Genomic DNA, 21,419 nt, shown 5'->3' with positions numbered 1-21,419 from the left:
TATTTTGCCGATTCCTACTTGTTTTGATATACTTATAATTTGAACGATAAGCCCATCTTATAAGGTTAGAAGGATATGAAAAATGAATGAAACCTATTCGCTAAAAGAAAAATGGCGACAGTTTTTGGCTGTTTTGCTTCCAATCTTGATATCACAACTGGCGCTATTTTCGATGACGTTCGCTGATACCATCATGTCTGGACATGCCAGTCCGACAGATTTGGCGGGGGTAGCGATCGGGGCTAGTCTATGGACACCTGTTCAAGCAGGCTTGACGGGGATTTTGATGGCTGTCATGCCGATGGTTGCGCAGATGGTTGGGGCAGGGAAACGAGATCAGGTGCCTTACACGGTTATGCAGGCCTTATATTTGAGTGTGGGGATTGCGATCGGTGTCATCATCGTTGGTGGTTTGGTGCTTGATCCGATCCTGAACTGGATGCAATTGGAGCCTGTGGTGCGTACAATTGCTCGCGGCTTCCTGCATGCAATCGCTATTGGAATTATCCCGATGTTTCTTTATACGGTACTCCGTTGCTTTATTGACGCATTAGGACAGACGCGAGTAACGATGTTCATTACCCTGCTTTCGTTGCCGATTAACGTCTTTTTAAACTACGCTCTTATCTTTGGTAACTTTGGTTTGCCTCGACTGGGTGGAATCGGTGCCGGGCTTGCATCCGGCATCACATACTGGTGTATTTTGCTGATTACTCTGTTTGTCGTGAATCGCGTACACCCATTTGTTGAGTTCGGATTGTTCTCCCATTTTCACCGGATCTCGATGAAAGCATGGAAAGAGTTGCTGAAGCTGGGGCTTCCCATCGGATTTTCGATCTTTTGTGAGGTTAGCATTTTTGCGGCCGTCACTTTATTCATGAGTGAATACAGCACGATTACGATTGCTGCGCATCAGGCAGCGATGAACTTCGCATCCTTCCTGTACATGGTGCCATTGAGCATATCCATGGCGTTGACGATTGTCGTCGGCTTTGAGGTCGGAGCCAAAAGGTTCCGGGACGCAAAGCAGTACAGTTATTTGGGGATAGGTATCGCTCTTGGGATCGCCCTTTTATTCGGGATCAGCTTGCTGATGTTTAGCAAGCAGGTAGCTGGTTTTTATACGACCGACATCGAGGTGTTGGAGCTTGCCCAGCATTTCTTGATGTACTCGATCCTCTTCCTGATCTCTGATGCCGTCGCAGCACCTATTCAAGGGGTACTGCGCGGGTACAAGGATGTGACCGTTACCTTTATCGTTGCGCTGATATCTTATTGGGTGATTGGCTTGCCTTTGGGATACATTTTGGCGAAATTCACTTCGCTTGCAGCATTCGGATACTGGATTGGTCTGATTACGGGATTGGCTGCCGGTGCCATCTTCCTTTTTGGACGTCTGCTGTCGTTACAGAAACGCATGATTCGCAGCCATTCATAAGGAAACAGATAAGCGGAAAATCCCTAATGTGGGGGTTTTCCGCTTTTTGCATGAAGAATGAAAGCCCCGTTTACACTAGGTGAAAGACCAGATATACTTCTTATCATAGACGATGGAAGAAAACCTGACATCAAAGCAGATGGGGGGAGAGACTTATGTCACTCTCGATATTCACGACGTATGATTTTTTGCTAAAACTAGGAGTTGCACTATTTCTAGGCTTGATGATTGGTATGGATCGACAGCTCAAACACAAGCCGCTGGGGGTAAAAACCAGCATGGTTATTTCGGTTGCGAGCTGTCTCATTACGATTGTCTCGATTGAATCCGTGCATCGGTTCTCCTTGCCTGGACACACAAATATGGACCCATTGCGCTTGGCTGCTCAAATTGTGAGCGGTGTAGGTTTCCTTGGGGCTGGTGTTATTCTACGCCGGAGTAATGATGTCATTTCGGGCTTGACCACAGCATCGATGGTCTGGGCGGCTTCTGGACTTGGGATTGCAGTAGGAGCAGGGTTTTATTTTGAGGCAGTGACCGCGACGATCCTCATTATTTTGGCGATTAATTTGTTCCCGATCCTTCTTCGCTTGATTGGTCCAGAATCGCTCAGACAAAGAGATTTGTCGATCAAGATTGTGGTCGAAGGCGGGGGCGATTTGGATTTGGTGTTCAAGCAGATAAAGCACCTCGATTTACAAGTGAAACGGGTGAAGGTCAAAGACTTGGACAATAGTCTGCAAAAGCTGGAAATGATGATTACGGCATCGGAAAACACGTATACGACGGATATTTACAGTCTGCTGAAAGCGGTAGATCATGTTGTTTCTGTAGAAGTAGAAAGCAGATAAAAAGGAATAATAGAAGACGGAGGCCATGTGTGGCTTTCGTCTTTTTCATTTCATTTTCAAGTGGCTGTCGTGAGGGAAGAAGCGCATTTCCAGTCTACGCTTCGGCCTACGCCCTGCTGAGGGTGTAGACTGTCTGCTCCGGAAAAAATGGCGGGAGCGCTTCAAACGTAGATGTTTCGAAGAAGTTTTCCATAAGTGAAGCTGAAATTCCCCGCCATTTTTCCCTGCGCTGGGTCGGGCTCCAGAGGCGCTTGGACTGGAAATGCGCTTCTTCTACGTAGCTCTTGTTTACTTTCTTGAAAGTGACATCATGATGGGAAAAACACTTCGTAAAACTCCCTTGTATGACTAACAAAACGTTGTAAAAGCATTCTACTACACACAAGCTGTACGTAAGCACTGTCACATGTCTGGAAGGAGACCGCCCGAACGAAGAGAGGATACAGGCGACTGGAAGACATGTGGCAGGGCTTCTCCGACCACAGCCGTTAGAGGACTACAATATTTTTCATTTTTCCAGAATAAACACTTCATCTCTTGATATCAAGAATGAAAATCATTATCATTTTAATAGAGAATATGAGAAACCGTTGTTTATACAAGGAGGATGCGAGATGGAATTCAGAATTGAAAAGGACACGATTGGAGAAATCAAGGTTCCGGCGGATAAGCTGTGGGGCGCCCAAACACAACGCAGCTTTCAAAACTTTGAAATCGGCGAAGAAAAAATGCCACTTCCACTGATTCGCATGTTTGCCATCCTGAAAAAAAGCGCTGCTCTGGCGAATCAAAAGCTGGGCAAGCTCGACAATGAAAAGGCAGAAGCGATTGTCGCGGCAGCAGATGAAGTGATCCAAGGAAAATGGGATGAGCATTTCCCACTGGTTGTCTGGCAAACAGGTAGCGGCACGCAATCCAACATGAACGTCAACGAAGTCATTGCTCATCGCGCGAACCAATTGCTGCAAGAGAAGGGCAGCTCGGCTCGCATCCACGCCAACGATGATGTGAATAAATCGCAGAGCTCCAATGATACATTCCCGACAGCGATGCACATGGCTGGGCTGGTTGCTGTCGAGGAGCAAGTACTTCCTGCAATCCAGCTGTTAAAAGCAACGTTGAAAGAAAAAAGCGAAGCCTATATGGATATTATCAAAATCGGTCGTACGCATTTACAGGACGCGACTCCGCTGACGCTGGGCCAAGAATTCAGCGGTTGGGTACGCATGCTGGAAAAATCGGAAAAGATGATCAAGGAGAGCAATGAGTACTTGCGTGAGCTGGCGATTGGCGGTACAGCGGTAGGAACAGGCATCAATGCGCATCCGCGCTTCGGTGAAATGGTCGCAGCAGAAATCAGCATGGAAACCAACCACCAATTCGTGACCGCAGAAAACAAGTTCCACGCGCTGACCAGCCATGATGAGCTCGTTCATGTACATGGTGCCCTGAAAGCACTGTCTGCGGATCTGATGAAAATCGCTAATGACGTGAGATGGCTGGCGAGCGGCCCACGTTGCGGAATCGGTGAACTTATCATTCCAGCGAATGAGCCAGGCAGCTCCATCATGCCAGGCAAGGTGAATCCGACCCAAAGCGAAGCGATGACGATGGTTGTATGCCAAGTGATGGGCAACGATGCTGCCATTGGCTTTGCTGCTAGCCAAGGGAACTTCGAGCTGAACGTGTTTAAGCCAGTGATCATCTACAATTTCCTGCAATCCGTAAGATTGTTGGCAGACGCGATGAAGTCCTTCAACGACAATTGCGCAGTAGGAATCGAGCCTGATCTGACAGTGATCAAAGAAAACCTGAACAACTCGCTGATGCTGGTGACGGCACTGAACCCGCATATCGGCTATGAAAATGCAGCAGCCGTAGCGAAGCTGGCTCACAAAGAAGGCATCACCCTCAAGGAAGCGGCGATCAAGAGCAATTTGCTGACCGAAGAGCAATTCGATCAAGTCGTGCGCCCTGAACAAATGATTCATCCAAAAGAATAATATCTTCATGAACAAAACCGATGGTCCCATGTTTGTGGCCATCGGTTATTTTTTTGAGAACCATTACAGATGCGAACCACCACTTGCATCAATCAATTGACCAGTTACCCAACGGCCGTCCGAGGAAGCGAGAAAGGCGGCAATATCCGCTACATCATCAGGCTCTCCCCATCTGTTGAAGGTAGAAAGTCCAGCGGCGTACTTCTGCCCATTCGGATTATTTTGCAACGTGCCAGCATTCATCTCCGTGTTAATAATGCCTGGCAAGATCGCATTTACCGTAATATGACGGCTCCCCAGTTGTTTAGCCAGAGCGAGCGTCAGTGTGTTAACAGCTCCCTTCGATATACTGTAAGTGAACACGCTTGGGGAAGCTGCACGAGTCACGAAGGATGAGAGATTGATGATACGGCCTTCCTCTCTTAAGCGGGGCAAAGCTTGTTGGATCATAAAAAACGGTGCTTTGACATTGATGTTCATGACCTCGTCAAACGATTCCTCGGTAGCCTCTTCCAACGTTAAGATTTGTCCGATGCCTGCGTTATTTACGAGAATGTCAAAACGATGATCTCCTGTACGTTTCTGCAGTTCTTCGTCCAATGTCGCATAGAAATCGCGAATGCCGTCAAGAGTGCGCAGGTCCGTACCGATTGCGATTGCTTGGCCTCCTGTTCGTTCAATCTCCTGAACGACTGCTTCTGCTTCTTCTTGTCGTCTTCCATAGTGTACGACGACCAATGCGCCATCCTGTGCCAGACGTAATGCGATGCTACGACCAATCCCGCGGCTTGCTCCGGTTACCAATGCAATTTTTCCCTTCAAATTACGCATGGTTTCATCTCCCTAGATTCAAATTCAAGTTAGTTATAACACAAGGGGATGTTTGAAATATTGCTCTCTCATTCGCTCGGTTGGTCTCGTGAACGGAATGGCGATAATGTTAGAGAACAATCACTTGGCTTTACCTTTTCTTTAACAATTCTTGTTATAGTGATGCTATCTATATCTACCATGCACGAGTTCGGAGGTGTTTGTCCGTGAGGATTTTGATTGTAGATGACGACAAAGAGATTGTAGAGCTGATGGCGATCTATTTGAGCAACGAAGGATATGAGATCGAAAAGGCTTTTGACGGTCTGGAAGCGATGGAGAGACTGGAGCAGAAGCCCATCGATCTCGTCATTCTGGATGTGATGATGCCCAATCTGGATGGGCTGGAAGTTACCAAGCGAATACGAAAAAACTCGACCATCCCGATTCTGATGGCGAGTGCCAAAACGAATGATATGGACAAAATCCTGGGTTTGATGACGGGTGCAGACGATTATGTGGCGAAGCCGTTTAATCCGTTGGAAATGATTGCGAGGGTCAAGTCTCTCCTCCGACGGTCGAACTACACGCAGGCAAGCAAACAGGATCATGTGATTGAGGTGGGGCCGTTAATTATCGACAGGCAAAGTCACTTCGTTCAGACAAAAGAGGGCACCCCGATCAAGCTGACGGCATTGGAATTTTCCGTCCTGCATCTTCTGGCAAGTCATCCGAATCGAGTATTCAGCTCGGAAGAAATTTTTGACCGTTGCTGGAAAATGGAGAATTTCGTTTCCTACAAGACGGTAATGGTGCACATCAGCAACCTGCGGGAAAAGCTGGAGAAGGCGACAAATGGCGAAAAGGTGATACAGACGGTCTGGGGGGTCGGTTATAAAATTGAAGCTTAGAGCCAAGGATTTTATCCGCATCCTGTTCGATTTGCTACTTGGCCTCTTGATCATCTACGCTGTTTTTCAGATGGCTGATTTTTTTGCCAACAACTATTTGTACACCATCCCGCAAATCAGAGAGTTCATCTGGAAATTGCGGATCAATTTCGATATCAACTCCTTCAAAATCCCGATCATTTTGCTGGCGACGGGTATGTTTGTGGCGTGGTCTGTCGTTCGTATCCGCAAGTACCTGGAACAAAAGCAGATGGAGCAAATCATAAACGAGCTGCATTTCATTGCAAAAGGAAATTATCATCACCAGATTTCCCTTCGTCCGAACGGCAGCTTGGGCCAAGTCGTCGATAGCATCCATGCTCTGGTCAAAAGCGCCTTGGATGCGATGGAGGAGGAGCGGCGGCTGGAACAATCGAAGGATGAGCTGATCACCAACGTTTCCCATGATCTGCGAACGCCGTTGACCTCCATCATTGGCTACCTGGGGCTGATTGAGCAGAACAAATACAAGGACGAAGAGAAGCTCAAGCATTACGCCCATATCGCCTACGAGAAGGCAAAGCAGATGAACGTGCTCGTCAATGATCTGTTTGAGTACACGAAGGTCCGCAATCGCGGGGCGTATTTAAACCGAACGGAGTTTGACTTGGTAGAGCTGGTTGAGCAAGTATCGGTAGGCTTTCGACTCGTAGCGAATGAGGCAGGGCTGCGTTTAGTCGTAGATACGCCTGATCAAAAAATTGAAATGGCAGGAGATACCGACAAGCTCGTTCGGGTTCTGGAAAACCTTATTTCCAACGCCGTGAAATATGGACGCGATGGTACGGAAATTGTCATTCGCGTCTTCCAGCAAGGAGATGGTATCGCGATTTCTGTCGCCAATAACGGTGCTCCGATCCCGGCTGAATATGTGCCGAGCTTGTTTGAACGTTTTTTTCGGGTGGAGGGTTCACGTTCGAAAGAGACAGGAGGCTCGGGTCTCGGTCTCGCTATCGCTAAAAGCATCATCGACCTGCACCAAGGCAGCATTTCCGTCGAAAGCACAAAGGAATGGACGACCTTCACGGTTTGGCTCCCACATACAATTTCAAGCCTTTGAGAAAAGCTTTACTTTTTCTTTACCTTTCGTTTCCGTTTATTTTAATCCAAAAGTCTATCCTGACTGCATGAAGGTTACAGCCTTTGTTTTTGCAGGTGTAGGAGGGCTTTTTTTATGAGGAAAACAACATGGGCTTTGCTCATGCTGACCATATTCGTCGGGTTGACGCTTTTGCGCGATTCAGATGCAGTAGAAGCAGATTGGAAATTCCAAGGACCTATTACGCTAACGGCAAAAACATACGAGAAGGTCGATGCACAGGCAGCGATTCTGTTGGATAGCCAGACAGGAGAAATCATGTACGCACAAAATGCGGATACGCCTTACCCGGTAGCAAGCATGTCAAAAATGATGACCGAATATATGCTCCTCGAAGCCATTAAGGAAGAGCGAGTCGATTGGGACGACGAGATCGTCGTATCGGAGAATGCGGCTGCGACTGGGGGAGCACGGGTCCATCTTGTCGCAGGAGAAGCCTATCCGATAAAAGACTTGTATGAAGCGATGGCGATTGGCTCTGCAAACAATGCAGCGGTGGCAATCGGCGAGTATTTGGCAGGCAGCACAACTGCCTTTGCGGAACAAATGAATTTAAAGGCAGCCGAGCTGAATCTGAGGTCCTCCTCGTTTGTGAATGCGACCGGATTGGATACTGGAAATGGGCAAAATGAAATGACGGCTCGCGATGTAGGAATGCTCGCGTACCACTTGCTCAACGACTTCCCCGATATTGTCAAATGGACGGTCGAGCCAACCCATACAAACCTCATGCTCGATGGGGCAAACGCTGATTGGAGTATCGCAGGGCTAGATGGGCTCAAAACGGGTGATACCAATGCTGCGGGGTACTCTTTCACGGCTACAGCGAAGCGGGGGGACAAGCGGCTCATTTCCGTCGTGATGGGCGCTGAAGAAGGTGTCACTCGTTTTACAGAGACAAAAAAACTGATGGAGAGAGGGTTTGACAATGGATAACGTGCAAAAAATGGAGAGACCGACAGAGCTGCTTGCTATTGCTGGTTATGCAGTGTTTGCCCTTTACTTGTTTCTCGTCGTGAAAATACTGCTTTTTAAATTCGGCAGTTTGGATACCAGCTTGCTAGTAGATCAGTGGAAAATCATTTGGAGCGATCCGTCTGTGATTGTGAAGCGGTTGCGTTACCAAAGTAATTTGGTGCCGTTTCATGAAATCGAAAACTATGTCAGATCGATTCGAAATTACCAAAGCTGGCATAGTGCGGTGAACTTCGTAGGCAACGTGATCGCCTTCATGCCGCTAGGATTTCTGCTGCCACTCCTGTTTCCAAAAAAAGCTGGCTCACTGTTCAGAGTCACCCTGCTATCCCTGCTGTTAAGCCTCGGTGTGGAGCTGACACAACTCGTGATGAATGTAGGAACGTTTGATGTCGATGACCTGCTCTTGAACACAGCGGGCGGGATGATCGGATATATCGTGTACTTGTTCATTTGGGTAATACAGAAAAAACGGTTCATCATTTCAGTAACTTCGTAGTCTACTTATAAGGCACCCATGTGGTGCTTTTTTTACTATTTTTGAAAAGGTATGGATGAACCAACAAAGCCGGTGAGAAGAAAAAGCACAGGGCTCGTAGACCTTGACAACGCCTACCCAGTCGGAACTTCAAAAAGGGGACCACGCTTGTCGAACACTTCTTCTTTGAGAACCTTCCGCCCGTAGGGTGGCTTTGGCTCGACGGTCCCCTTTTTGAAGTGTAGACGGACAGTCAATCCCCCACGCTGGCGTGTCAGAGTCGAAGAGAACTGTGCTTTTTCTTCTCCTCCACAATGTTGACTCAAACAAACCAGTCCCCTCTTGTTTTGTCCTAATGCCTATGTTTACACTAATAGAAAACCATTGAAAATTCATATCGAAAGAGAAGGTGATTCTCTTTGTTAGATAAAGCGCAAGAGATTTTACGAAAGTACTTTGGCTACGAATCATTTCGGGAAGGCCAGAAGAAAATCATCACGAGCCTGTTAGCCGGACATGATACCGTAGGCATCATGCCAACAGGTGGCGGGAAATCGATCTGCTATCAAGTGCCAGCAATGCTCCAAGAAGGAGTAACCATCGTGATCTCCCCACTCATCTCGCTGATGAAAGATCAAGTCGACGTGCTAGTCAGCATGGGCATTCCCGCCACTCAAATTAACAGCTCACTGGATTATAGCGAGGTTCGCGATCGACTCCGTATGGCGGCGCGAGGAGAGTACAAGCTGTTGTATATCGCCCCAGAGCGATTGGAATCCGAAGCGTTCCAAAACCTGATTCAAGATGTACCGATCTCGTTTGTGGCAGTGGACGAAGCGCATTGCGTTTCGCAGTGGGGGCACGATTTCCGTCCGAGCTATTTGGCAATTGCTCGTTTTCTTCAATCCTTGCCACAGCGCCCGATCGTCGCAGCCTTGACGGCGACAGCGACTCCAGAGGTAACCGAGGACATCAAGCGACAGCTAGAATTAAAGGACGAACGCCTTTTTATCACAGGGTTTGGCAGAGACAATCTCATCTTGTCTGTACGCAAGGGAGAGAACCGTCGAGAATTCATCCAGGCGTACTTGCGGGCGAATAAACAGCAGGCTGGCATTATTTATGCGGCAACGAGAAAAGACGTGGACGCCTTGCATGCAGATTTGGACAAGCGTGGCTTTGCTGTGACCAAATACCATGCAGGACTGACGGAGGAGGAGCGTGCAGCCAACCAGGAAGCATTCCTGTTTGATGACGTCCGTACGATGGTCGCGACCAATGCATTTGGGATGGGCATCGACAAGTCCAATGTGCGCTACGTCATTCATTACAACATGCCGAAAAACCTGGAGGCGTATTACCAAGAAGCAGGCCGTGCGGGACGTGATGGGGAGCCAAGTGAGTGTATTCTACTGTTTCAGCCACAGGATATCCAGACGCAAACGTTTTTCATCGAGCAGAATCAAGTGCTGGACGAACGCAAGGAGTTGGAATACAAAAAGCTGTACGCAATGATCGACTATTGCCGGACGCCGCGCTGCTTGCAACAAAACATCGTGCAATACTTCGGCGAAATAGATGCTGCCGCGTGCGGGCGCTGCGGAAACTGCACGGATGAGACAGAGCTGTCCGATATTACACTTGAAGCGCAGAAGATTTTCTCCTGCGTCAAACGTATGAGAGAGCGCTTCGGTGCCGCACTCGTCGCGCAGGTACTGAAAGGCTCCAAGAATAAAAAGGTCACCCAGTTTTCCTTCGATCAGTTGCCTACCTACGGTTTGATGAAGGAATACAAGGAAAAAGAGATCGCAGACTTGATCCAGCTCCTCATTGCCGAAGGATATTTGCAAGTAACGGAGAGCCAATATCCAATCGTCAAGCTGGGGGAGCGGGCATTGCCTGTTCTGCGGGGCGAAGAGCGCGTCGTACAAAAAATCTCGATACGTCCTGTTCAGCTGACAGAGGATGACGAGTTGTTCGAGCACCTGCGCGCGTTGCGCAAGGAAATCTCGACGCGACAAAAAGTACCACCATACGTGATTTTCCCAGACAGTACCTTGAAGGAAATGAGCAGCGTTTGCCCGACTGACAAACAGGCCATGCTCAAGATCAAAGGAGTAGGCGAGGCGAAATTTGAGAAGTACGGGGAGCTCTTTCTGGAGTGTTTGCAGAACTATGCAGCGATCAAGTCGTGACATTTACGTCACGGCTTTTTTTGCTATTTTTCCTTTCATATGCCTGCTATAGTTAGATAGCAACCCAGAATTTTCTTACATAATAGAATAGGAGGACAATAAGAGCAACACCATCGAGGGGCATTGACAGATTAAGAGAGACAGAGGGGAAAACATGAAAAAACTAGCGAAGGGCTTATTAAGTGTAGCACTTACAACCATGGTGCTAGGCAGTGCGATGATGGGGATCGCCGCACCGGTAAAGGCCGCAGAAACACCAACCAAAATTACACTGCTGGGTACATCTGATATTCACGGACGATTCATGCCGTGGGATTATGCTTTGGATGGCCCGAATCAAAATGGCAGCATGACGCAGCTGTTCACGATGATTAAAGAGATTCGCAAAGAAAATCCGAACACGGTGTTGCTGGATGCAGGTGATTCGATCCAAGACAACTCGGCAGAGCTTTTCAACGACCAACCGCAGTCTCCTATCATGGTCGCGATGAACGAAATGAACTATGACGCATGGGCTTTTGGCAATCATGAATTTAATTTTGGGCTCGATGTATTGGATAAGGTTAGTAGCCAATACAAAGGCTCTGTTTTGGCAGGGAACATTTATAAAGAAAATGGCGAGCGTTTCTTGCCAGCGTACACGATCATTGAACGCGCAGGTGTAAAAATCGGCGTCATTGGGATGAATACGCCGATGATTACCGATTTTGAAAAAGGTACCGATCATCTGGATGGCCTCGTGATCAAAAACCCGGTAGAAGAAACCAAGAAAGCTGTAAAAGAGTTGGAAGGCAAAGTAGACGTCATGATCGGTCTCATGCACATGGGCATCGAGAATGAAAACGGAATTCCGGGTACGGGTGTAGCAGATATCGCGAACGCCGTTCCAGAACTGACCGCGATTTTTGCAGGTCACATGCACAAGCTTGTGAAAAAGGAAGAGATCAACGGGGTCCTGATTTCCGAGCCAGACAAATATGCTACTCATATCTCCCGCATTGACCTGACCTTTGAAAAGAAAGATGGCAAGCTCGTGCTGACTAACAAGGAAGCGACAGCGCTCCCTGTAAAAGGCGCAGATGGCACACCAGCGGTATCCGATGCAGAGCTGGAGACCAAGCTCAAGCCTTTCCATGAGTTCGCACGTGCAGATGCCAACATCGTCGTAGCAGAGCTCAAAGGCATGAACCTGGTACCGAAAAACGAGATCGAGGGCATCCCGACGGTTCAAATTCAGGAGACGCCTCTATCTGACTTTTTCCATGAAGTGATGCTCTACTATAGCAAAGCAGACGTGGTTGCCCACCAGATCGACAATGACAAAGCCAAGCTGGATGTTGGTCCGATCAAGAAAAAGGATATCGCCTACAACTACCAATACGCAGGTGGCGAGATCACTGTTTACAAAGTAACCGGAAAAGACTTGAAGGACTATATGGAATGGGCAGTGGGCTATTTCAATTCCACGCGCCCTGGTGACGTGACAGTAAGCTTTGATCCAAAACGCCGCGCTTCCAAATATAGCACCAACGATTTCTTCGGTGGCGTGAAATACGAAATCGACCTGACGAAGCCATATGGCAGCCGCATCACGAACCTGCGCAAGCTCGATGAGACTCCGATCAAAGCGGAAGATACCTTGAAGCTCGGAATGAACTCATACCGGATGGAGGCTTTGCAGGCAAAAGGTGGCGCGTTGGAAGGACGCAAGTTCGAACAACTGTGGTCTTCCAAAGACAATACGGCGTTTGGTGAAACGGGTGGAACGATCCGCAATCGCGCTATTGCGTATCTGAAAGAAGTGAAAAAGGGCGTTTACGAGCCAAAAGTACAAAATAACTGGAAGATTACAGGTATGGATACCACTGCACCTGAACGCAAGGACGTCGTAGAGCTGATCAATGCAGGCATTCTGAGCGTTCCGAAAACAGCAGATGGCAAATACACCAATATCGCTTCCATCAACATCAAGGACGCGGTAACCAAAGAAGAAATCGCCGAACTGTCTGCAAAAGTAAAAGTCGATGCAGCGAAGTTGGCGACCGTCAAAACCAAAGGCGAATTTTATCATCAACTGAATGAAGCGAGAAAGGCTGCGGAAAAGTCGGTCACACCGCCAACCAAAACGCAGCAAAAGAAATAACAGAGATGAACGCAAGAAAGCCGTGACGCTAGTAGTCACGGCTTTTTCTTTTTCTATGACGCCAATCTGTCAACGAACGATTCTTCTGCGATACTTCACCAAGTACAACAGGAACCCGAGCAGCAGCAGTCCTTGACCAACAATCGCACCAGAGATGGAGATACCGATATAGGTGATCAAGTAGTAAATGCCGGAGCCTACTGCCATTAGCAGATTCTCGATGAAGTTCTGAATCGCAATCGTTTTTCCAGAGCCGACCATCCGCTTGCCTTCATCCTGCAAGACGGTATTCATCGGGATAATGAACACGCCGCCCATGAACCCGACGAGTAGCAGTAAACAGATGGCAATAAAAGTGACGCTCACCCAAGGAAATAGCACGATGATGAGAAACATTCCGAATCCGTATGTCAGCGATCGAGTGAAATGAGACAAAGGAATGAGCTTGGGAGCGAGAAAAGCTCCGGCGATAATCCCGATGGATGTCGTTGCGAGAATCAGCGATACAGAGAAGCTCTCCGGATTAATCCCAAGCGCGAGGGGAATCCAAGCGAGTACGGCCACGCGTAGGACAGCAGAGGACATCCAGAATGCTCCAGTTCCAATCAGGGCAAAGCTCGTTTCTGGGCGATTCATCAGGTGCTGGAAGTCGATGAAAAAGCGCCGTGCTTCTGCCCCATAGCGAATCGATGAATTCCCTCTCATACGCGGAATGAAGAAAGTCATACCGAGCGACAGCAGATAGATCAGCAGACAAATTCCTGAGGAGATAAGCGGCGCTGTCATGTTTGCGATGGCTCCACCACCACCGATCCCTGTGAGAATCGCAAAGATCGTATAGGCTTCGATGCGTGCATTCGCATGAAACAGTTCATCTTCATTTCGAGTCAGCTCCGGCAAAATTCCGTACTTGGCCGGAGAATACACGACCGCTCCGACTCCAACTGTGAAATAACACAACATCAGCATGATGATGCTCGACTGGTCAATGAAAAACAGCAAGACGACACCAAGCGCTTTAATCAGGTTGCCAATCACCAGCACGATTGACTTGGCATGCTTGTCGGCAAAAGGCCCAACCAGTGGCGCGAGAAAAACGTAAGGGAGAAAGAATGAAATGGATACGAGTGCAAGCATCGCGGGAGAAAAACCGTTCTCCCGCAGCAGATTCGCGATGACAAACAAAATCATGTTGTCGGCAAAGGCCGATAGAAATTGAGTGAAGTACAGAGCTTGTAGTGGTTTTAATCGTATATTCACATCATTTTCCTCCAGTCTCCGCTAGTTGTTTCAAGCTGACGTAATCCGTTTTGCCGCTTCCGAGAAGTGGTAGAGCCTTGATGACTTGCATCGTACCCGGTATGAGCAATGGCGAGTATTGTTTTTCCGTCAAATACGCGCGCAATTGGCTCAGCTGAACCGATTCATCTGTGGTAAATAGCAGGACACGCTCACCTTTTCGCGGATCATTCACGTTGATTGCAGCAAAACCAGAGTGTCCGAAGCATTGCATAGCCAGTTCTTCAACCAGATTGAGCGAAACCATCTCGCCGCCGATTTTAGCGAAGCGCTTCAGGCGGGATTGGATGCTGAGAAAGCCGTCCTTGTCAGCTGTAACCAAATCACCTGTGTGGTACCATTCCTCAGCGGGGACAAAGCCTTTTCCGTGAATCATATAACCCTTCATGACGTTCGGACCCTTCACCAAAAGCTCTCCACCAGCATCGATTCCTTCGACTGCTCCCAGCTTGGCGGACATTCCTGGCATCAAACGACCGACGGTTCCTGGTTTGTTAGCCAGCGGGGTGTTGAGCGACAGGATCGGAGCTGTTTCCGTTGCCCCATAGCCTTCAAAAATCCGTACACCGAACTTTTCCATCCACAGCTTGCGCACATCGTCCTTTAGTTTTTCTGCTCCTGCAAATACGTAGCGCAAGGAGTAGAAGTTGTAAGGATGAGCCATGCGTCCGTAACCAGCCATAAAGGTCGAGGTTCCGAAGAGGATCGTCGCATTTTGATCATAAACCAATTCCGAAATCGCCTTGTAATGCAGCGGACTTGGATACAGAAAGACTGGAATTCCTTTGATGACTGGCACAAGCGTTCCTACAGTTAGTCCAAAGCTATGGAACATTGGTAGCGCATTGAAAAACTTGTCGCGACTCGTAATATCGATTGTACAGGTAACCTGTTGGATATTCGCGTACAGGTTGGTATGCGTGAGTACGACACCTTTTGGCTTGCTCTCACTGCCGGAAGTAAAAAGGATCAGCTCGTTCGTAGTAGCCGAAGCTTTTTTCTTCCACAAATAAGAGAAGAGTGCGGACACTTTGTCAAAAGCAGTCGCTGATGCTTTCAAATCCTCGAGATAAATAATTTTCATGCTCGGTGAAAGACCTGCGATGATGTGCTCTAACTTCCCTTTTTCAATGAATACGCGCGACGTCAGGATCGTATCGATATGGGCGGTCTCACAGCAATCCAGAAGCGAACGAATGCCGAGTGAAAAGTTCAGGATGGCTGGAGTGGTCCCGATGCGGAACAACGATAGCAGCGTTACGAGATGGCCTACCGAATTGGGAAGAAATATACCGACAACGGGCTTCCCCAAGAGCATCGGCTGCAATTTGTTGCCGAGTAAGTAACTGCCGATTAACAAGGTCTTGTAGTCGATCGATGACGTCAAGTCCTTGGCGATTTCCATTTTTGCACCATTCAGGCGAGCTGCTTCGAGAACTTCATCAAACAGATTCACGTTTTGCTTCATCCGGCTCTCAAACAGGCCTTCTTGGAGAATACGCAGGATACGATCATTGGCCGAGGCTTTTTGTTCGCGCATGGACAGGTTTTGATCGCGCTCGATAGTGAACGGAGTGCCTACTGTCATGGTCACATCCGGGAACCAGGAGAGCTTCAGCTTACCTTTCAAATAGGAGAAGATCGAACGTTCCAGGCCATTAATGATGATCGGGTAAACTGGTACGCCAGTACGTAGAGCGAGATAGCCGACACCGCTGTAGATTTTCATGATGCCGCCCGTCGTCGTGATCCGACCTTCTGGAAAAATCACCAGCGTCTGTCCGTTGCGGAGGACGCGGAGCATGTGGCGGATGGAGTACGGGTTGAGAGGATCGATCGCGATATGCTTGCGGAAGCGGAGGAAAAACGCAAACCGCTTGGCGATCTCCGTGTTGACGACAAAGGTCGCTTCTTTTGGCAAGCAAAAGGATAGGAGTACCGCATCTAGCAAGGAGACGTGATTGGGAGTGATAAGAGATGGCTTCGACAAGTCGATTTTGGAGAGTCCAAGTACACGAGGGCGAAACCACAGCATTAAAATCATTTTCAAGAAAGAATAAATAAGGGCCATGTGGACCACACCTTTACAAAGGATAATTCGTTGCTCTATAGCTTTTATTGTAAGGAGTGGAGCATGTAAAAAAAGTACCAACATTTATTGGTACCTGGTAATAAGACCTAGAATAGCTTTTTTTGGCTGGCTTTTGCGGCCGCTTCCTTGCTTGTTTTGACGCCCATTTTTTTCAGGATTCGGTTGATGTGATTTTTGATCGTACGCTTCGTGATGTGGAGAGATTGTTCAATCTGCGTTTGCGTCTGACCTTGGTGGATTAGTTGTAGGATGTCCCTTTCTGCGGGAGATAACAGCTTTTGATTTTCATCGTTTTTCAAACGCAAAAATTCGTTGCGCAGTGCCGCAGCTGCCGTAGGGTGAATGGCAGATTGGCTGTTGTGAGCAGCACGGATGGCATCGGGTATTTCCTTGAAGCTAGATTTGCTGATGTAGTTGACGGCACCCGCTGAGAAGGATTCCACGATTACTGCCTCGTCTGTCAGAGAGGTGAGCATGATGATTTTACTGTCAGCTTGGAGTGCCATGAATTCGATTGCTGTCTCGATCCCGTCCAGATTGTTCTCGGTCAAGTTAATGTCCATCAGGACGACATCCGCTTTGGCAGGCAAAAAGCGCTCGATTGCTTCTGCTTTGAACCCGGCTTCCCCTACTACGGTGAGATCCGGTTCTTTGTTCAGGAAGTCAATGAGACCTTTGCGCCAGACCGGGTCGTCCTCTACTAAAAATACCCTGATTGGATTCATGTGTGAGCGTCCTTTCGCTATTCAGAGTCGTTTGTGATGACGCGCTTTTTCGGGAAGAACAGGAAAACGGTGGTTCCTTTGCCTTGCTCACTGTAGATTTCCAGTTGGCCCTGATGCTTTTGCATGACATTGTAGCAGTAGGAGAGCCCAAGACCAAAGTTTTGTCCCGTCCTTTTTGTCGAGAAAAAAGGATCGAGTACATGAGGTAGGTTCTCTTTGGTAATGCCTGTACCTGTGTCCGCGACAGTGATGATGAGATGCTTGTAGGACAAAAATAGCTGAAGATGGAGCTTGCCGCCCGACTTCATGGCTTCCAGCGCATTCATGCACAAGTTGGTGATAACTTCGCGCAGTTGTACGCCATCGCCATATAAGCGAAGGGTTTCGTCTAATTCACTAACGACTTCTACCTGTTGTTTTAGGGTGTAGGGCGTCAGAGTTTGTGTGACTTGCCCGATAATTTGGCCGGGGTCACATGGTTCTTCGCGCAGCTCGACGTCCCGCAGCTGATTTTGAATCCGATTCATCATGTCCAGCATATGCTGCGAGGATTGCATCAGGACAAGCGCGTCTTCTTTTAGCGACGGCTGGTTGGTTTCATCTGCATATGTCTCGATACGGTCGGCATATAGCGAGATTTTGCCTACTTCATTTTTGATCGTATGGTTAATGATTTGTGCACCGGAAGTCAAGGCGCGCAAGGTACTGTCTAGACGTCGTTTTTCTACGCGGAGACGGACGCCAAGGAAGCCGTATTTCAAACTAATGGCAACGATCAGGATAAACTGGATTGTGACCACGACCATGTTGTAGCGCCAAGCTTCGTAATCGTTCTGGATACGCATGACATAGATGAAAATAAAGACGAAAAACAACGGAATGATGATGAGTACGTTCGTGAAAAAGCTGTTCTTTTTTACGAGTGGATCTTTTTCTCGCATGTACTGCACGATAAGCAGCGTACAGGAGAACAGAAAAAACGGAATTACCCATGCCACCATAATCCAGTAGTTAAAAAGCAGCTCGGGATAAATGGGTGTAATCCAAAGCATCCCAAGCGGCATGAGAAGAGCAGCGTATTGTATCGTCAGCTTTACTTTGCGAGACAAAAATTCAGCTGAGTGTACGGCAAACATGAGAAACGTGTACGGCAAACCCACTTGGCAAACAAAAGAAGAGATGCGGCTCACCAATATCAGGGTGTTCGTGGTCCCGGGCTTTGCGGCCAGGTAATCTGCAAAATAGGGCATGATCGTCTCGTCAATCACGCCTGAGATAAAGCCCCCAGCCCCAACAAAGGCAGTCGCACAAGCCCAGCGGATCGACGTTCGTTTCGGGTCTGTGAACAGAACGAACAGACCTAATGCCCATATGGTAAACAAGATGAAAACCATCATGGATTTGCTATCTCCTGTCAAACATTATTTATCTATTATATCGTACATAAGTCAAAGGACACGGAAAAATTAAAGGATGGACAAGCATGCAGGTGTTTATATTCAGAATATACATAGCTATCCGTAATCTTCGAAATCGCATGTATATATGCCCATCATATTCATAGGAAAGCAGGTTTTTCCAAATATTCGTGGAAATGAAAAGGATTGGTTGTGAGTTTCGTGACTTTCTATCTATTCAACGGCGGGTGATAGAGTGAAACGATTAGATTTAATATTCCAGACGTTAGTAGACGCTGGTCCTGATAAAAAAGTAAGCGCTTCAGAGTTGGCTGATCGGCTTGGCTTGAGTCGAGCGAATGTGAGCAGTGATTTGAACCGTTTGTGGAAGGAAGGCCGAATCGAGAAGGAAGAAGGGCGTCCGACGCTGTTTTTTGCCAAGCAAGAAAACGATTCGCTCTATTTGGCGGAGACATCGCTGGACAGACTGGCGAAAACCAACAAGAGCCTGATCACGCGTATTGAGCAGGCAAAGGCGGCCGTCTTGTATCCGCCGCGAGGGATGCATTGCTTGATTTTGGGAGAAACCGGTGTGGGCAAATCGTGGTTTGCTGGGATGATTCACGAGTTTGCCGTTGATATTGGACGCCTGGATAAGCATGCTCCTTTCGTGATTTTTAACTGTGCCGATTATGCTAACAACCCCCAGCTCTTGATCAGTCAATTGTTCGGAGTCAAAAAAGGGGCGTACACTGGAGCGGAGATGGACCGCAAAGGACTAGTGGAAAAGGCAGACGGTGGCATTCTATTTCTCGATGAAGTACATCGGCTGCCAGCGGAAGGACAGGAAATCTTTTTTACCTTTATGGATAAGGGCATATTCCGCCGCGTAGGGGAAACAGAGATGGAGCGGACGGCTCACGTCCAGATTGTGATGGCCACGACAGAAAATCCGGAGTCGAGTCTCTTAAAAACGTTTATGAGGCGCATTCCCATGGTCATCAAGCTGCCCTCTTTGGTTGAGCGTGGCTTGGAAGAGCGTTTTAGTATTACGATGGAAATTTTTCAAGAAGAAGCTTTTCGATTGGGGAGAGAGATTCAGATATCGGCCAATGCTGTGCAGGCATTCTTATGCTATCACTGCCCGAATAACATAGGGCAGTTAAAAACGGATATTCAGCTCACCTGCGCCAGCGCCTATGCCGAATTCATTTCGTTAAAAAAGAATCAGCTGCACGTATCGGTTCAGGACCTGCCGCATCATGTCAAGCAAGGGCTGCTTTTGGTGAAGGATTACAAGCAGGAGCTAGATGAAATCATTGGGACGGAGCACAATTGCTATGTCGTGCAGCCATCAAAAGAGGGTATCTGGATCGGGCGAGAAACAGAGGATACGACGGACAGTGTCTATGAAAAAATCGAGCAAAAAATATATGAACTGCAAAACCTCGGTGTGAGTGAGGAAGAATTGGAGTTTGACATCGAGAATTATTTTACGACCTTTATCAAAGGTGTCCACCAACGCGTGAACAAGGGCGACATGGCCCGGATTATCGACCCGTTCATCATTCACCTCGTGGAAGAGATCGTCCGCTTCGCAGAGGCCAAGCTGGAGAAGATATTGAGCCAGAAGGTGATCTTTGGTCTCGCGCTGCATATTCAGACGTCGAAGGAGCGCCTCGCACAAGGCAAGCAGATCGTAAATCCGCAAATCAACCATGTGCGAATCAAATACAAGAAAGAGTTTGCTGTGGCGCTAGAGTGCGTGCGCATGATAGAAGAAGCGATACTCATGGATCTGCCGATTGGTGAGGCTGGATATTTGACCATGTTTTTCGTGCTCGACGATGTCAGCATGGAGGAAGAGCGGGAAACAATTGGGGTGCTCGTTATTACGCACGGCAGCGGTGGCGCGACAGCGATGGTCGATGTGACGAACCGATTGCTAGTCACACAATATGCGAGAGCCATCGATCTGCCGCTCGAAGAAGATTCCATGAGTGTTTTGGAAAAAGCACTGAAAGTAGCCAGAGAGATCGGGAGCAAGGCTGGACTGCTGTTGCTCGTAGATATGGGGTCGCTGCTCGGCTTTGGCGAGATCATCGAGCGGGAGATCGGAATCCCAGTCAAGGTCATTCCGATGGTCAGCACGCCACATGTGATTGAGGCCACTCGAAAGGCCATGCTCGGTCATTCACTGGAGGATGTTTACCGAGATGTCTTGGGCATTTCGCTCTACCAGCGGGAGGAGCAGCCGAAAGAGCAGGTACAAAAGCATGTTCCCGCGCTGACGATCGTCGCAGCCTGCCTGTCTGGGGAAGGTAGTGCCTTGTTTTTGAAAAAGCTGCTGGAATCGAGGCTCAGGTACGATGATAACCTGCTAGAATTTGTGCCGCTGCAACTGATCGATAAGGCACAAGCCCGCAATCAGCTTCGAAAAATCAAGGAGGAGAGGAAAATTCTCTTCGTGGTGAGCAATTACATTCTCGATCGTGAATTGCGTCACCATAGCATGGACGATGTTTTGAACGGAGAGGCGATGGCTGACATCCAGAAAGTGATCGATCTGGAAGAGGCCTATCTGAAGATGCAAGAGTCGCTGGGGGAGCATTTGCAAATGGTAGAGGGACAAGATGTTCTCGCTGACGTGAGGATGTGTGTCGGCCGTATGGAAGAGCGACTGAACAATTCTTTGGTTTTTGACACGCGAATTGGGGCGTACCTGCACATCTGCTGCCTGGTTGATCGCTTGAAAGCAGGAACGCAATCCGTAGCGTATATTCAAAAAGATAGTTTTTTGCTGGAGAACCGCAAGCTGTACAGCTTAATCCGACATGAATTATTGCCGCTGGAAGACAAGTATGAGGTCGCGATCAGCGAAGATGACGTTTGTTTTATCATGAATTTCTTTATACACAACAAAACACTGGCGTAACCAGTGTTTTGTTTTTTGATTTTTCCACC

Annotated in this window: 16 protein-coding genes; 10 read left to right on the top strand and 6 right to left on the bottom strand. The window is 48.1% G+C overall.

What is annotated here, in order from left to right; all coding sequences use genetic code 11:
* Positions 1–82: 82 nt before the first annotated feature.
* From HP398_RS19415 to fumC, 3 genes are all read left to right on the top strand, one after another.
* Positions 83–1,438: an MATE family efflux transporter gene (locus tag HP398_RS19415; protein ID WP_017252582.1), complete on the top strand. Its 1,356-nt coding sequence runs from the start codon at positions 83–85 to the stop codon at positions 1,436–1,438.
* 155 nt (positions 1,439–1,593) lie between these two features.
* A complete protein-coding gene (locus HP398_RS19410; RefSeq protein ID WP_017252581.1) occupies positions 1,594–2,289 on the top strand; it encodes an MgtC/SapB family protein in 696 nt (231 codons plus the stop codon).
* 614 nt (positions 2,290–2,903) lie between these two features.
* A complete protein-coding gene (fumC, locus tag HP398_RS19405; protein WP_173623411.1) occupies positions 2,904–4,292 on the top strand; it encodes a class II fumarate hydratase in 1,389 nt (462 codons plus the stop codon).
* Between the two features lie 63 nt (positions 4,293–4,355).
* Here fumC and HP398_RS19400 read toward each other — a convergent pair whose 3' ends face one another.
* Positions 4,356–5,123: an SDR family NAD(P)-dependent oxidoreductase gene (locus HP398_RS19400; RefSeq protein ID WP_173623410.1), complete on the bottom strand. Its 768-nt coding sequence runs from the start codon at positions 5,121–5,123 to the stop codon at positions 4,356–4,358.
* Positions 5,124–5,323: 200 nt separating this feature from the next.
* Here HP398_RS19400 and HP398_RS19395 point away from each other — a divergent pair, with 200 nt between their 5' ends.
* The 4 genes from HP398_RS19395 to HP398_RS19380 all read left to right on the top strand — a co-directional run bounded on the left by HP398_RS19395 (position 5,324) and on the right by HP398_RS19380 (position 8,625).
* A complete protein-coding gene (locus HP398_RS19395) occupies positions 5,324–6,013 on the top strand; it encodes a response regulator transcription factor (protein WP_211434902.1) in 690 nt (229 codons plus the stop codon).
* A complete protein-coding gene (locus tag HP398_RS19390) occupies positions 6,003–7,112 on the top strand; it encodes a sensor histidine kinase (RefSeq protein ID WP_173623409.1) in 1,110 nt (369 codons plus the stop codon). The genes HP398_RS19395 and HP398_RS19390 overlap by 11 nt, the downstream gene beginning before the upstream one ends.
* A 114-nt stretch (positions 7,113–7,226) precedes the next feature.
* On the top strand, positions 7,227–8,087 hold the full coding sequence (locus tag HP398_RS19385) for a D-alanyl-D-alanine carboxypeptidase family protein (RefSeq protein ID WP_173623408.1): 861 nt from the start codon (positions 7,227–7,229) through the stop codon (positions 8,085–8,087).
* Positions 8,080–8,625 carry a VanZ family protein gene (locus tag HP398_RS19380; RefSeq protein ID WP_173623407.1) on the top strand — a complete coding sequence of 182 codons (546 nt, stop codon included), beginning with the start codon at positions 8,080–8,082 and terminating at the stop codon, positions 8,623–8,625. The genes HP398_RS19385 and HP398_RS19380 overlap by 8 nt, the downstream gene beginning before the upstream one ends.
* A 113-nt stretch (positions 8,626–8,738) precedes the next feature.
* Here HP398_RS19380 and HP398_RS19375 read toward each other — a convergent pair whose 3' ends face one another.
* Complete coding sequence (locus HP398_RS19375; protein WP_173623406.1) at positions 8,739–8,930, bottom strand: hypothetical protein; 192 nt, start codon at positions 8,928–8,930, stop codon at positions 8,739–8,741.
* A gap of 93 nt (positions 8,931–9,023) precedes the next feature.
* On the opposite strand from HP398_RS19375, the gene recQ reads away from it, so the two are divergent.
* Together recQ and HP398_RS19365 are read left to right on the top strand one after the other, a co-directional pair.
* On the top strand, positions 9,024–10,799 hold the full coding sequence (gene recQ, locus HP398_RS19370) for a DNA helicase RecQ (RefSeq protein WP_017252572.1): 1,776 nt from the start codon (positions 9,024–9,026) through the stop codon (positions 10,797–10,799).
* 199 nt (positions 10,800–10,998) lie between these two features.
* Positions 10,999–12,942 (top strand): bifunctional metallophosphatase/5'-nucleotidase, encoded by a 1,944-nt coding sequence (locus HP398_RS19365; RefSeq protein WP_483297073.1) that lies wholly within the window; start codon positions 10,999–11,001, stop codon positions 12,940–12,942.
* A gap of 69 nt (positions 12,943–13,011) precedes the next feature.
* On the opposite strand, the gene lplT is transcribed toward HP398_RS19365, so the two are convergent.
* The 4 genes from lplT to HP398_RS19345 form a co-directional block, all read right to left on the bottom strand.
* A complete protein-coding gene (gene lplT, locus HP398_RS19360) occupies positions 13,012–14,202 on the bottom strand; it encodes a lysophospholipid transporter LplT (protein ID WP_069849832.1) in 1,191 nt (396 codons plus the stop codon).
* 1 nt (position 14,203) lies between these two features.
* Entirely contained in the window at positions 14,204–16,312 is a 2,109-nt protein-coding gene (locus HP398_RS19355; RefSeq protein ID WP_173623405.1) for an AMP-binding protein, read from the bottom strand.
* A 107-nt stretch (positions 16,313–16,419) separates the two neighbouring features.
* Positions 16,420–17,058 (bottom strand): response regulator, encoded by a 639-nt coding sequence (locus HP398_RS19350; RefSeq protein WP_173623404.1) that lies wholly within the window; start codon positions 17,056–17,058, stop codon positions 16,420–16,422.
* Positions 17,059–17,075: 17 nt separating this feature from the next.
* Positions 17,076–18,455: a HAMP domain-containing sensor histidine kinase gene (locus tag HP398_RS19345; protein ID WP_017252567.1), complete on the bottom strand. Its 1,380-nt coding sequence runs from the start codon at positions 18,453–18,455 to the stop codon at positions 17,076–17,078.
* A gap of 256 nt (positions 18,456–18,711) precedes the next feature.
* On the opposite strand from HP398_RS19345, the gene HP398_RS31395 reads away from it, so the two are divergent.
* Complete coding sequence (locus HP398_RS31395) at positions 18,712–21,390, top strand: sigma-54-dependent transcriptional regulator (protein WP_017252566.1); 2,679 nt, start codon at positions 18,712–18,714, stop codon at positions 21,388–21,390.
* Positions 21,391–21,419 lie beyond the last annotated feature (29 nt).

Source organism: Brevibacillus sp. HB1.4B, assembly GCF_013284285.1.
GTDB classification, from domain to species: domain Bacteria; phylum Bacillota; class Bacilli; order Brevibacillales; family Brevibacillaceae; genus Brevibacillus; species Brevibacillus porteri.
The sequence above is the reverse complement of the archived record's forward strand: the minus strand, read 5'-3'. Positions and strand labels throughout refer to the sequence as shown.

Bases quoted from the DNA above. Each gene is read 5' to 3' on its own strand.
- HP398_RS19355 (WP_173623405.1), bottom strand. From the start codon at position 16,312: ATGGCCCTTATTTATTCTTTCTTGAAAATGATTTTAATGCTGTGGTTT.
- HP398_RS19350 (WP_173623404.1), bottom strand. From the start codon at position 17,058: ATGAATCCAATCAGGGTATTTTTAGTAGAGGACGACCCGGTCTGGCGC.
- HP398_RS19365 (WP_483297073.1), top strand. From the start codon at position 10,999: ATGGTGCTAGGCAGTGCGATGATGGGGATCGCCGCACCGGTAAAGGCC.
- fumC (WP_173623411.1), top strand. From the start codon at position 2,904: ATGGAATTCAGAATTGAAAAGGACACGATTGGAGAAATCAAGGTTCCG.
- HP398_RS19380 (WP_173623407.1), top strand. From the start codon at position 8,080: ATGGATAACGTGCAAAAAATGGAGAGACCGACAGAGCTGCTTGCTATT.
- HP398_RS19345 (WP_017252567.1), bottom strand. From the start codon at position 18,455: ATGATGGTTTTCATCTTGTTTACCATATGGGCATTAGGTCTGTTCGTT.
- HP398_RS19385 (WP_173623408.1), top strand. From the start codon at position 7,227: ATGAGGAAAACAACATGGGCTTTGCTCATGCTGACCATATTCGTCGGG.
- HP398_RS19415 (WP_017252582.1), top strand. From the start codon at position 83: ATGAATGAAACCTATTCGCTAAAAGAAAAATGGCGACAGTTTTTGGCT.
- HP398_RS19410 (WP_017252581.1), top strand. From the start codon at position 1,594: ATGTCACTCTCGATATTCACGACGTATGATTTTTTGCTAAAACTAGGA.
- HP398_RS19400 (WP_173623410.1), bottom strand. From the start codon at position 5,123: ATGCGTAATTTGAAGGGAAAAATTGCATTGGTAACCGGAGCAAGCCGC.